At 39.9% G+C, this 12,434-nt stretch carries 11 protein-coding genes; 3 read left to right on the top strand and 8 right to left on the bottom strand.

The genetic code is table 11. The features are described 5' to 3' along the window. Positions 1-41: 41 nt before the first annotated feature. Positions 42-191 carry a hypothetical protein gene (locus V7K38_RS07790; RefSeq protein ID WP_334856771.1) on the bottom strand — a complete coding sequence of 50 codons (150 nt, stop codon included), beginning with the start codon at positions 189-191 and terminating at the stop codon, positions 42-44. 278 nt (positions 192-469) lie between these two features. Then, positions 470-1,603, bottom strand: coding sequence for a substrate-binding domain-containing protein (locus tag V7K38_RS07785; RefSeq protein WP_334856769.1), 1,134 nt, complete (start codon positions 1,601-1,603; stop codon positions 470-472). A gap of 559 nt (positions 1,604-2,162) precedes the next feature. Here V7K38_RS07785 and V7K38_RS07780 point away from each other — a divergent pair. Continuing rightward, positions 2,163-2,519 (top strand): hypothetical protein, encoded by a 357-nt coding sequence (locus tag V7K38_RS07780; RefSeq protein ID WP_334856767.1) that lies wholly within the window; start codon positions 2,163-2,165, stop codon positions 2,517-2,519. Between the two features lie 96 nt (positions 2,520-2,615). After that, positions 2,616-2,990, top strand: a complete 375-nt coding sequence (locus V7K38_RS07775; RefSeq protein WP_334856765.1) for a hypothetical protein — start codon at positions 2,616-2,618, stop codon at positions 2,988-2,990. Between the two features lie 410 nt (positions 2,991-3,400). On the opposite strand, the gene hpsO is transcribed toward V7K38_RS07775, so the two are convergent. From hpsO to glmM, 5 genes are all read right to left on the bottom strand, one after another. After that, positions 3,401-4,570: a hormogonium polysaccharide biosynthesis glycosyltransferase HpsO gene (gene hpsO / locus V7K38_RS07770; protein ID WP_334856763.1), complete on the bottom strand. Its 1,170-nt coding sequence runs from the start codon at positions 4,568-4,570 to the stop codon at positions 3,401-3,403. 67 nt (positions 4,571-4,637) lie between these two features. Next, complete coding sequence (hpsN, locus tag V7K38_RS07765) at positions 4,638-5,618, bottom strand: hormogonium polysaccharide biosynthesis glycosyltransferase HpsN (RefSeq protein WP_334856761.1); 981 nt, start codon at positions 5,616-5,618, stop codon at positions 4,638-4,640. 176 nt (positions 5,619-5,794) lie between these two features. Continuing rightward, positions 5,795-7,450 (bottom strand): hormogonium polysaccharide biosynthesis protein HpsL, encoded by a 1,656-nt coding sequence (hpsL, locus tag V7K38_RS07760; protein ID WP_334856759.1) that lies wholly within the window; start codon positions 7,448-7,450, stop codon positions 5,795-5,797. 35 nt (positions 7,451-7,485) lie between these two features. After that, entirely contained in the window at positions 7,486-8,253 is a 768-nt protein-coding gene (locus tag V7K38_RS07755) for a glycosyltransferase family A protein (RefSeq protein WP_334856757.1), read from the bottom strand. A 497-nt stretch (positions 8,254-8,750) separates the two neighbouring features. Next, positions 8,751-10,223, bottom strand: coding sequence for a phosphoglucosamine mutase (gene glmM / locus V7K38_RS07750; protein ID WP_334856756.1), 1,473 nt, complete (start codon positions 10,221-10,223; stop codon positions 8,751-8,753). A 570-nt stretch (positions 10,224-10,793) separates the two neighbouring features. Here glmM and V7K38_RS07745 point away from each other — a divergent pair. Further along, a complete protein-coding gene (locus tag V7K38_RS07745) occupies positions 10,794-11,510 on the top strand; it encodes a biliverdin-producing heme oxygenase (protein WP_334856804.1) in 717 nt (238 codons plus the stop codon). 549 nt (positions 11,511-12,059) lie between these two features. Here the strand turns inward: V7K38_RS07745 and V7K38_RS07740 are convergent. Next, the coding region (locus V7K38_RS07740; RefSeq protein WP_442940757.1) for a transposase at positions 12,060-12,434 on the bottom strand (375 nt) is incomplete at its 5' end.

The following is a 12,434-nucleotide window of genomic DNA, read 5'->3' as shown; positions in this document are numbered from 1 at the left end:
ATATTTACTTTGTATTTAGCACCTGAGTCATACCAAGAGCCTTACTTCTTCTCGCTACCAGAAACTATTTCTACGTTTCCTTTTTTCAGCGCTTCTAGTGCTTCGCCTTGGGCATCTTCTAGCTTCTTCTCACCATCTGCTTGAGCGTTGGCGGCACTTATCAGTTTTGCATGGCTAGAGCAATAAGACATCACTCAAGGAATATTGCAAGTATTACCATCCACTCACTCAAATGATTTCTCTGGCGGCAGTAATACCAATTAGAAAAAAGAAAGCTACAGATTCCAAACTCGAAATCCCAATTACGAATTACGTAAAGCCTGCGGCATGGCTTCGCTTAACGCGGAGCGTGCCGGAGGCTCTATTACGAATTATCAAAGGTTGCTCACACCTCAATAGTGGTTGCAGCAGGAATTTAAATTTACGCCAAGTATTCCTTCAAGCACACAACCAACCATTGGAATCCACTCTAAACAGTCGCTACAACTTCCCCAATCTTGCTGATATCGTAACCGCCAAGAATTTCAAATTGTGAGTGAACCATCCGATGTCCCAAAGTACTGAGCAACTGCTGTACAGGTGCTTCTTCCAAATATTCTTTGAGAATCACCAAATCATATCGTGACTGATGTAAAGGGATAAATCCTAGCCCAAAAGCGGTAGCTACAGATGCTGTGCTCATACCAGCATCAGCAATTCCTCCTACTATAGCTTGGGCAACATCTTGGTGACTTTTAAGTATATTGTCAAAGCCCTTCACAGCATCGAATGGTATCTGCTCTTTTTGGAGTGTTTGTTCCAAAAGCATCCGACTACCAGAACCTATTTCGCGGTTGACAATAGTCGCTCCCCCTGCAACTAAGTCAGTAACTGTTCTAATTCCCATTGGGTTGCCAGATTTCAACAAAAGTCCTTCTTGCCAGACACCAAGGGTAATCAGAACTGCTTCCCTGCCAGCCAAAACATCTCGAGCAAAGGGAGTATTATACTCACCAGTTTCAGGATCGTACAGATGCATCCCAGCAATATGCGCTTCACCTCTGCATAGACTGTGCAATGCAGCCATGCTATTGGCGAAGTTATATTGGACTCGCAGTTGGGGATGCCAGCGTTCGGTGGCTCTCGCCCATAGTGAAATCACAGGGGCACAACCAGCAATCACAACTGTGTTGTGAAGTGTGTCGAGATTATCGTCTAAAAGACGGACTCGAACCTTATTTGTACCTGTAAGGCTTGTACTTTCACCATCAGCCGGAATCATATCTTGGCGAAAAGCATCCTTACCAATCAAGGGATAAGCTATCCATTGCCCTCCCACACGAGCCATGCTAACTCGTAGTTGCTGACCGTTAGGAACAGGTTTGGCAAGAACGGCTTCAATTTCAGGTAAATCCCGCTCTAACCAGAATAGATCCTCAACTTGACAGCCAAGCGCTTTGGCCAAACGAAGTGTTATAGCCACTGAGGGAGCATATAGTCCCGACTCTACACCGCTAATAGTCTGACGAGTCACACTAGCGATGTTAGCCAAATCTTGTTGGCTCATGCCTAAGCGAGTTCTGATTGACTTCAAGTTATTACGGAGGTCGCTATCCTGCTTCATTGGCTTTATCTCTTAGTTTCAAAAAGCCGTAGCGGATTTAAACATTGCATCTGCCAAGGCGAAAGTGTTGTCTTTGAGTTTATATCATTTCTCTTTGACGACATGAATGTGCTTTCGCTGTCTTGATTCCCCATATAAAAAGACTATCACAGAAATTGCCAGTTTGCTTGCCAAGCGCAAATTATTTTTGCAGGAGATTGCTTTTTAGCTGTTATTATGGCTCAAAAGCCCCAAATTCCAATAAACAGAGCATTTGTCTAGTAGAAGAAATATACCAACTATATTGGTAAAAAGTAGTATTTAATACAGTTTTAGAAATTAGTTTCAGCTTTGATGCTTGATAGGCGAGTATTAGAAGCCGTAAAAAACATACCAACCAATTTCGCTTTTTGGGGTAAATTTTGCCCTAACTAAAAATTACCGATTTGACTAGAGTGAATATGCACATAGCACCAGCAAAGATTGCTGTTTTAATTTTTTGCAAAATTAGATATTTACCAAAGTATGCAACAGATGACATGAAATTACTGTTCTTAGTAACAAAGCAATGGAGAGAGTAATGATTATCGAAGAAGACTTAGCCCAGCAATTTAACGTAATTATTGAACACACTCATCCACGGGTATGGAAACTGTTAAGCCAATGTTATGTGAAAGCGATCAATCCTCATCCTCAGTTAAGAAGAGTAAATTGTATCCGCTATGCAAAATACATTGCAATTTACTGCCCTGATAGACTAATTAGTGCTGTAGTAGAACAAAAAAATATCATTAGAGAAGTAGCAGAATACCTGGGGCTAGTTGAGGTTGTTTGCTTGAATGCCAATAACTTGATGCGCGATCCACTTTCAAATCTCAAACAAACTTATCCCCACTTGTGGTTAGATTTGTTGTGGATTGTCACCCAAGAACAATAACCTTAGCTATCAGAAGCAGATTCTTCTATCTGCAAAAAACCCTAATTACCAATCTTTACCACAGCTTCCTTATTTTTTGAAGCTTGCCAAAACCTTATGACTCAAGCATGCTTGCATCCAGATGATTTGCCTTCGCGTCAAACAATAAAGCTGAGTGAAATATTGTTTAGACAGCTTGAAGAAGCAACAAAAAAAAGCTTTTTCTTAGCGTGCGACAAAATGACACGTATTTTGTTATCGAGTTGTCATTGGTATTTCCAAATCAATAGTGGCGTTTTGACGTTGATCGTGATTTGTAATAATATGGAAAGTTATCGTCAGATCATGAAAACTGTTCCCCAATTTGCTGACAAATTAAAACAGTTTAGCAACAGAGCTAAAATTACTGTCAGTTCTCCAGTTAACAAAGGTTTCCCGTGGGTACTTAGCATAGATAATGTCTTATCTGAAGGGGACTTGCCTAGTACCTGATAGATAAACCAGAATTTCTTCTAGGAAAATCCTCATTTCAGCCCTATCAATCATTAAATAGACTTCTTTCTCTCCACCGGACATAAGTTTTTTGCTAAATCTTTCGGCATGATGGAAGTAATGGCTACTCCTGGTGTTGGGCGGTGAAATACTCTTGTTGCAACTGGCATCGCCAGGGGCGATGGGGTTTTTCCCCAGCCCGATCAAGGTGACAAATAGTCGGATAATGATAGCATGCGATCGCAAACTAAAAAGTAGCGGAGGGTATGGTGAATGCTGGGTGTAATATTTGAGTGTTTTATCAAGTAGATACAAAATCACAATTATTGATGGGAACTGCTTTGAAAAAAACGACCACCGGCTCAAAATACTGCGAAAAATCGCTGCGGTTCAGGCAAGTTGTTTTGAAACTAAAAAACTAAATCTTGATAAAACTCTAGTTGCTGTTTAGCCAAAGCTTTATTTGTATATTTAACCATTGCTTTTTGATAACCCATTTCACCCAGAGTATGAGCAAAATCTGGTTTATCCATTAATTGAACTAAACAATTAGCAAGGGCTTGAGCATCACCTTCAGGAAATACTAAACCACTATCGCCAATTACATAGGGAATTTCACCAGAATCGGAACCAATCACAGGTACTTGGCAAGCCATCGCTTCAATTAGCACATGACCAAATTGTTCTTTCCAGCCAACAGAAGTTAAGGTTTTAAACTTATAAGTTGTTTCTGAAGGCAATACTAAAGTACTCATTAAATTGATATAGTTTGCAACTTCGTCATGTGGGACGCTTTCTATCAAGATTAGCCGTTCTTGAAGATTGTTTTCTGCTGCAATTTTGATTAATTCAGTTTGCAACTCTCCTCTTCCCAGTAGTAGTAATTTCCAAGGTTTATTTTTCAATGTAATTAAGGCTTGCAAAAGCGTTAACAAACCCTTCTCTTGCACAAATCGCCCAACAAAACCTACAACAAAATCCTCTGTGTTAATGCCAAACTTTGCTGCTAACTCTGGTTGGGCTTTAGGAGTAAATAAACTTTCATCTATACCCAGTTGCGGCATGACTTTAATTGCCCCTTTATATCCTCGTTGTCGCAAAACTTCTGCTCCATCTTGATTGCCAGAAATAATGCCGTGGCTGTGATTGAGGTTATATTTTTCTAATAAAGCAATTGGTAATTTCAGATTGTATGGTAAATTCCACCAGGTAAAAAATACATTTTTTGCCTTGAGTCCTAATAGCTGATTTAAGGCAATCATCTGAGTATAAGCTAGCCCCCTAGACCCTTGTTCCACTTGGATGATTTGCGGACGAAATTGTTTTAGCAAAGATATCAAATCAGCGCCAAAAGTAAGAAGTCCCTGATGATTTTGACTAAAATTAGAAACCGGAACTATTCTAAATGTACCTTCATCACGGTATTCAGCTTCAATAATTCTGTTTTGTACGCCGCCTGGTTTCCAGCGCTTTGGTACTACAACTGTCACTTCAACTCCCGATTCTAGTTGAGATAACGCGCGTAATTTTTCACAGTTGAGGTCTACGATATAAGTGTGACTAGCAACTAAGATTTTCATTAATATTTATTAATTTTTATTTGTCATTTGTCATTTTTTTAAATAACTAATGCCCAATGCCCAATAACTAAACTTGTTGATCCAATTGAGTGTAAATTTGACCATCGTTCCACAGTGATTGGATGACAGTACCCAAGGCTTTGAAAAAACCCAAAGTGTAGAAAATAGCACGAGTGGCAATTTTGATGGGTGAACCGCTTTTGTTACAAGGTGGGTGTCCCAGAACGTGACAGTCAAATAAACGACCGTATAAACGTAAAGCTTGAGTTGCAGTCAGGTTTTTCAGCCCTAGCAAGAAATGGTTGTGGTAGAAGGTCAGTTGATATTTGAGCGATCGCATACTAATATCATGACAACCCCCTGTTTCTTCGCCTAAATGCACCAAATGGGCTTCTGGGTCGTACCAAATCTTATATCCCGTTTTTCGCACCCGCAAACAAAAATCTGACTCTTCGCGCACTGCACTACCGCGAAACCTCTCATCAAACCTCAGCCCGTACTTAGTAAATATTTCGCTACGAAATGACATATTGCAACCCCTTGCTGTCAGCACTTGCTGGGGTTTGATAGTATGTACTAAATCAATATGATACCAAGCAATTCCTGGATCCATAGCTTCGGGAGGCAGATATTCAATCTGTAAATCTCCTCCAGAATCACCTAATTTCATTCTGTCAAATACCCGTCCGGCCACAGCCCCCACTTCTGGATTTTGCAAATAATTTTTTGCATGGGCTGCTAACAATTCTGGGGTTAGCTGAACATCATCATCAATAAATAATATTATTTCACCAGAAGCTCGCCGCACAGCATAATTTCGCGCTCCTGGCAAACTTGCCCAATCTAAGCGCAACCATTTAATTTTAGCTGCATTCGCCATCTCTTCTAGGTAAGCTTGAATTTCTGGTTGGTGCGTTGGAGTTTGGTCTACTACTAAAACCTCAAAATTTGGATAGTCCTGTTTTAGCACGTCTACAATACTATCCCGTAGCGCTTCCTCTCTACCATAAGTCGGGATAACTACAGAAATTAAAGGATAATTATCCATGATTTTTATTAAGTAATTTTTCTATTTTGATAATAACTTTATAAGAATTAATTTCCATTAACTTTCCTAAGCTACTATTGCCTGGTGGATTAGTGTATGTCTAGAATTACCTGGTAGGTTAGGAATTCTGATGTGATTCTGACCGCATATAATAACTTTTGCCATTGTTCTCTGATTTAAATTGTTTTTAGACGTTTTTTCTTGTTTTTTTGCTCCGGGTTGGCATCTTCTTTATCTTGTTTATCCAGTTCTGGCAATTTAAAAAGAACTCCCGCAAAAAACCAATAATAGACAGCAACAGGATCGACATCCAAAGGGTAGTAGTAGGTGTTGTAGCTAATAAACAATATAAACACCCATAAAGCCGCTCCGTAACTGCGGAAATTACGGTTCTTTATGGAGCGATAGGTTTTAAAGCCAATAATTGTTAAACTTGTTACCAAACCTAGAAAAGCTAGTACTCCAATAATTCCAACTTCATAAAGTACTTTGGGGTAGTAGGTTTCTACCAGCTTAGTTGTACCCATTACGCGGGCAGAGTTAGTTGCTCGACCTAAGCCACTTCCCAAAGGGCCGTCTACATCTTTCCAATTCTCTTGAAATTGTTGGATGATAAAATCTTGAGGTGGTGAAGCGTCCCAGCGACTGGTAAAACTAGCGGTTCTTTCTTCGACGACGCTAGGGTTAGTCACCATCACAATTCCTAAAACTATAGCCAGTCCTATCCCTATGGGGATAAATCGTTTAAGGTTGCCAATTTGACCAGTTAGCAATAGCAAAATCCCGAAGCAGATTGGTACTAAGGCTAAGGCGATTCTTTGTCCAGAAATTACAGCATTGATAAAGACTGTTACTAAAGAACCTAAACCGACTAGCCGCCAAATTATGGAGGGATCGGTGAAGCCGGTGGCAAAGGTAAAAAAGGTGCTGGAAATTAAGAACCACGACCATTGCCAAGGGGCTACAAATGTTCCTGGTAGACGAATCACTCCTTCTTCGGGACTATATAAGAGCGCTCCACCAAAATAGCATCGGGCTTCTAGTGATGTCACAAATAGGGCATTGCCTTCAAGACCTCTAGTGCCTTTACATATACCAGTTAGTAGTAACAGGTATTGGATAAATCCCAACAGACAACAAACCAGTATGAGGACAATCTGGAGGCGCGATAAAAAGAGAAAATCCCGCTTATCCCGAATTAGATAGTAGGCACAACCAAGTAGGGGGACATATCCTAAAAATACTTTTAGTCCGAGAATTCCCATACCTAAAGGTATTTCTTTCTCTGCTTTTGCCAATAGTCCTACACTAGGTGGGTTAAACTGCTGCCCACCATTGACAAATAATAGTGTTAGAAGACTGCAACCCAAGACAATATAAAGTGGAATTTTAATTCCTTGGGGAATAATTAGGGGTAGCCCCTGTTTACGGCAAGTTTGCCAAAGTCCAATTAGCGCAGGGACATAAAAGGCATCTTTAGCTAATTGGAGTATGGGACTATTGCCTAAGTAGTAAGTGATAGTACCACCAATAGGGACGTAAATGATGAAGGCATATAATGCTTGGCGCGGGTATTTGTAGGAAAGGGACATAACTATTATCCCCAATACACCAGGGACTGCTGCTTTAATTCCAGCTACAAAAAAAAGCACAATGCCAACGAAGATCCCGCCAAAAGAGGCGGTGGTGAGCAAACTAATGAGTTCTTTACGTGCTAGGGCTGCTTTGCGTTTTTGGGCTAACTGTTCTTTGAGGCTAAGAGTAGAAGTTTCCTTAGAAGCCTGCTTTTTCGAGTTTTTAGATTTCTGTGATTTTGACTTTATTTTCGGCATAGTAGCGCTGTAGCCTTTCAGCATCAAGAAATATATTATACTTGAGAAATTTCTTTGGATTGCTGTAAGTCGTACAATCCGAATTCATCTCTAACTGATTGATTCAATAATTTGCGATTAAAAATGCTAAATCTCAATCTTTTAGAATTATCAAAAAGGTTTTCTCCTGTATCCAGGATATAAACTGCTCCTGGAAATGGTAATGATTTAATCGCTTTTCCTTGATTCTCTAAAATATCCTTAACTTTGCCATGATCTATATAATATCTATAGTATCCGTAGCCACGATTATATTCGGCGGTTTCGGGCAAATAGTTCAAATTATAGCGAATAATATTACAGCTACCGCACATTTTATAAAAGTTTCTTCTTTTAAGATATATATATTTACTGCCTTCCTGATATTTATAACCTTTGTTGATAACCCATCCATCAGAATCGGGATGTTGTTGAATAAATTGGGCTAATTTTTTGCTGACACAATCATCAGCATCAATTGCCATAGTATGAGTAGGAGAAAATTGTTGAGCATAAATTAATCCTTTTAAGACTTTACGCCCTTTATCTGTATCTCCTTTAGCTACAGGGTTAATCTCGTTAGGAGGGGAAAAATCAACTGTAAGGTATGTAATATGAGAATGGCTGAATTCTATTTTTGGCTTTTCGTGACAAACAACAATAACGTGAAAGTTAGGTGAGGTTTGATTGCAAACTGATGTAATGCATCTTTCAAATAATTGTGTAACACGTCCCCAGGAATTAGAAACTTTTGCACTTTTGAGTGGGATAACAAAAACAAGCATTAGATTATAAGATTCGTATTTAATTTCTAAAATATACGTAGGGGAGCCAGTCGTGTGGGCGGGTTTCCCGACTTGAGCGTCACTGGCGTTGCTTTATGCCAAAGTCTAACGCACTACCTGAAATTTTTAGTGCGTTACGCTATGGGATATAGCGGTTCTCAGTTGAGTGAGGTACAACAACCCCTCCCCGCAAGCGATGATGGGGCTATGATCTACTTCATGTGATTAGGAAACGCCATAACACACCCTACACATACTTAGATTTTTTCATAAAATCAAATCAGATTACTAAATCTTAGAAAAATAGCTAAGAATATCGAGGTAGATAATAACATGTTCATGCTGATGTAGTAAGTTTTCTCGGCAACTAATTAGGCGTAGAGGATATAACAATACCAATACAAATATCACAGGTTCTACGGTTAACCAAGGCTAGTTAATTTGTAGAAGCTGTGACAGAAAATTGGCGTTTGTTAAAAGCTGAGATAATCGCTTATTTAGTCCATCAGATGTTGCTGAACTTTTGAAACTAATTCATTTGTCCAGTAGTTGGTAAGTTCGGCATTAGCGGCTTCTACCATGACTCTGATCACTGGTTCTGTACCAGAGGCGCGAACCAAGATTCTGCCGGAATCACCCATTGCAGCTTCAGCAAGGGCGATCGCTTGTTGCACCGGTTCGCAATCTTGCCATCCTAAACGGCGATCGCGATCTACAACTCGCACGTTCCGCAATATTTGCGGATATGTCTGGAAGCTTTGATCTACTAATTCACTAAGAGAAACACCCGCTTCTTTCACCAAAGCTGCTATATGCAAGGCTGTTAACAAGCCATCTCCAGTAACAGCATAATGACGGCAAAGAATATGACCAGATTGTTCGCCACCTAACATTGCCCCAGTTCGCTGCATTTCGGCTTGCACGTACTGATCGCCAACTGCGGTGCGAATTAAGTTACCACCAATTTGTTGCCAAGCTTTCTCAAAGCCTAAGTTGGCCATGACTGTAGATACAATCAGGTTATCTGGCAGTTGTTGGTTTTGTTGTAAATGCCGTCCCCACAGGTAAAGAATATAATCGCCGTTAACTTGCCTACCAGTGTTGTCTACTGCTAAGACGCGATCGGCATCACCGTCGAAAGCAAAGCCGATGTCGGCGTTGTGTTCTTGGACTGTGGCGGCCAGAATATCTAGGTGGGTGGAACCGCAGTTGACATTAATGCGATCGCCATCTGCTTCATTATGCAAGCAGATCACCTCTGCCCCCATTTCTGTAAATACTGATGGTGCTAACCCGACTGCTGCACCCCACGCCAAGTCTAAAACAATCTTCATTCCCTGAAGATTTAGCGCACTGTTCAAGGGTTTTTTCAACGCCTCGCCATAATGCCCCACTAACTCAAAACGTGAGTAATGCCGTCCGCAATTACTAACTTTAGCGATCGGTGATATTTTACCACGCAGCCCCGCTTCTATTTCTGCCTGAAATACTTGCGGTAATTTCCCACCATTCGCACCAAAAACCTTAATGCCATTGTCCTCTGGGGGATTGTGGCTGGCAGAAATCATCACTCCGCCAATTGCGTCACTGATGCTGGTAAGATAGGCAACGCAAGGAGTGGGGCATAATCCCAAATACCAAACTTCTAATCCTGCTGCTGTTAACCCTGCACTCAAAGCCATTGCCAGCATATCGCTGGAGTTTCTAGAGTCCTGTCCGAGAATGACTGGCCCTATTTGAGTCGCATGGTTCCGTAAAACAATCCCCGTCCAAAACCCAACTTGTAATGCTAAAGGCGCATTTAGTAATTCTCCGACTCGTCCACGAATCCCATCTGTACCAAATAAAGGATTAGCCGGTAGTGGGATTAAATTCAGCCCAAAACTGCTTTCAATCCCTTTGTCTAATCCTTCAACTTCGGAAGCAGAACCCTCAGAAATCCCCGATGTTCGAGTTATAGATGAAACCATATATTTAAACACTCCACACAATCACACTGAAAAATAGCACTTAAGACTTTATTCAGCAATTTTGACATGCTTTTTCTCTTTAGAAATTCATTCTAAATAAAGCTACTTTTACGTAATCATACTGAATCGATGACTTTGAAATTGTAAATATTCCATGAAGTCAGTATTAGCTTTTACCTTATCAGTAAAGTTTCCACATTTTAGCTAATTATTTCTTTTATGTCCTTAACTTGAGTTTTGATTTTTATCTGCATTAGTTCACACTTTGCAATGCTGTTAAGAGAAAATAGAATGTCAGAAATATTACTTAGATTTCATCATCAATGTTTTTTAGGAAAACTCAGAATGAAAGCTAAAGTTAGCTAATAACAACAAAAAATCTAAACACGGCAATGTAAAGTTATATTCCCATAGTCTTGCTGTTGTGTAAAAAACGACAAAATACCTGCTGCTTAAAAAATTTTAATATAAATTCTCATCAAATAGTTTTAAGGTAACTTTTTAATGGCTTTTTTAGCCGTTAGTGAATTAAAACTCCGGCAGTTAACTTTTAAAGTTGAGAAATTTAACATGAGCAGCAATTTAGCAACCAAATTACGTGTAGGCACAAAGAAAGCCCACACGATGGCAGAAAATGTAGGGTTTGTCAAGTGCTTTTTAAGAGGAGTAGTCGAGAAAAACTCTTACCGGAAACTAGTTGCTAACTTCTACTTCGTCTACTCAGCGATGGAAGAAGAAATGGAAAAGCACCGCCAGCACCCAATTCTTTCTAAAATTAACTTTCCCCAGCTAAATCGCAAGTATACCTTAGAGCAAGACCTGGGTTATTACTTTGGTGCTAACTGGAGAGAGCAAATCAAACTATCTCCTGCAGGTGAAGCTTATGTAAAGCGCATCCGAGAAATATCTGCCACAGAACCGGAACTGTTAATAGCTCACTCATATACTCGTTACTTGGGCGATTTATCTGGGGGACAAATTCTCAAAAACATTGCTGTAACTGCGATGAATTTGTCTGAGGGGCAAGGGACAGCTTTTTATGAGTTTCCAGAAATTCCTGATGAGAAGGCATTTAAAGCCAATTATCGCCACAATTTGGATGAATTACCCCTTGACGAAGCGACAACCGATCGCATCGTTGATGAAGCTAACGCCGCTTTTGGTACGAACATGAAGATGTTCCAGGAATTGGAAGGCAATTTGATTAAGGCGATCGGTGTAATGGTGTTCAACAGCCTCACACGGCGACGGACACGCGGCAGCACTGAACTCGTCACTGCTGAGTAACTCTGTTGATATTGCGGAGTATGGTATGGTGTGTGGAATCTAAGCCCAGATAGCCTGATGAAGGATAATTCATAGGTGTTTCTGGAGAAAGAGCGATTAACGCTCAAAATATTTAGGGGCAATAGCCCTGTGACTGCTTTGGATTGGTAAAAGCAAGCATAGGGAGATTGCCCCTCAATTTATGGTTTATGTAACTAAATTTAAAAATCTTGTTACAAAAATCCTCCTAAGACTGTGCGTACTAATACCCTATTACTTAACTTATTTGAGTGAAAAGGCTCAAAAATCAGGTTTGTGGCATGACCATAGATTTTTGGCTACCTGTTCAGAACAATAAACGCTTTTATTAGTTCTGAAACTACAATAATTGAAGAAGCAATCATTTAGTGAAATTTTGATGCAATCAATTTTCTAGACTGTAGAAGAAGTAGCCTTAAGAGCTAAACAATTTTACGAAAATGGTATTCGTCAAAATGTCGAGTCTGGTGACAATATCGGTAAGATGATTGTGATTGATGCAGAAACTGGTGAATACAGCACTTCCGGCTGTTATGAGGTACAGTAGCAGCAACTAGCAAACCAGTTTCTTAAATGTTGAGGATTTATTAAGTCGAGTGCAACTGAGATTAGTTGATCAACTATTTCTGTTGTAGTTGGAGCAAAACTGCGTAAAAAAGATTTAAGTTGTGACCACCATAATTCAATTGGATTAAAATCGGGGGAGTATGAGGATAAACAAATAACTTTTGCACCTACAGCTTCAATCATTGGCACAATTGAATCTAGTTTATGCGCGGATAAATTATCCATCACCACCACTGCTCCTGACCCAGAAGTGTTGAATGTTAAGAAAAATCTGATAAAAATAACCCAAAATATGGTAGTTTTGGGCGAATGCTTAAAATATATTAGTTTGATTGTGAT

Source organism: Nostoc sp., assembly GCF_036917465.1.
Classification (GTDB): domain Bacteria; phylum Cyanobacteriota; class Cyanobacteriia; order Cyanobacteriales; family Nostocaceae; genus Nostoc.
Note: the sequence above shows the minus strand (reverse complement) of the source record. Positions and strands in the feature narration are given on the sequence as shown.

What these genes read in the sequence shown, in the direction of transcription:
- V7K38_RS07790 (WP_334856771.1), bottom strand. Translation starts at nt 191, where the DNA reads ATGTCTTATTGCTCTAGCCATGCAAAACTGATAAGTGCCGCCAACGCT.
- V7K38_RS07785 (WP_334856769.1), bottom strand. Translation starts at nt 1,603, where the DNA reads ATGAAGCAGGATAGCGACCTCCGTAATAACTTGAAGTCAATCAGAACT.
- V7K38_RS07780 (WP_334856767.1), top strand. Translation starts at nt 2,163, where the DNA reads ATGATTATCGAAGAAGACTTAGCCCAGCAATTTAACGTAATTATTGAA.
- V7K38_RS07775 (WP_334856765.1), top strand. Translation starts at nt 2,616, where the DNA reads ATGACTCAAGCATGCTTGCATCCAGATGATTTGCCTTCGCGTCAAACA.
- hpsO (WP_334856763.1), bottom strand. Translation starts at nt 4,570, where the DNA reads ATGAAAATCTTAGTTGCTAGTCACACTTATATCGTAGACCTCAACTGT.
- hpsN (WP_334856761.1), bottom strand. Translation starts at nt 5,618, where the DNA reads ATGGATAATTATCCTTTAATTTCTGTAGTTATCCCGACTTATGGTAGA.
- hpsL (WP_334856759.1), bottom strand. Translation starts at nt 7,450, where the DNA reads ATGCCGAAAATAAAGTCAAAATCACAGAAATCTAAAAACTCGAAAAAG.
- V7K38_RS07755 (WP_334856757.1), bottom strand. Translation starts at nt 8,253, where the DNA reads ATGCTTGTTTTTGTTATCCCACTCAAAAGTGCAAAAGTTTCTAATTCC.
- glmM (WP_334856756.1), bottom strand. Translation starts at nt 10,223, where the DNA reads ATGGTTTCATCTATAACTCGAACATCGGGGATTTCTGAGGGTTCTGCT.
- V7K38_RS07745 (WP_334856804.1), top strand. Translation starts at nt 10,794, where the DNA reads ATGAGCAGCAATTTAGCAACCAAATTACGTGTAGGCACAAAGAAAGCC.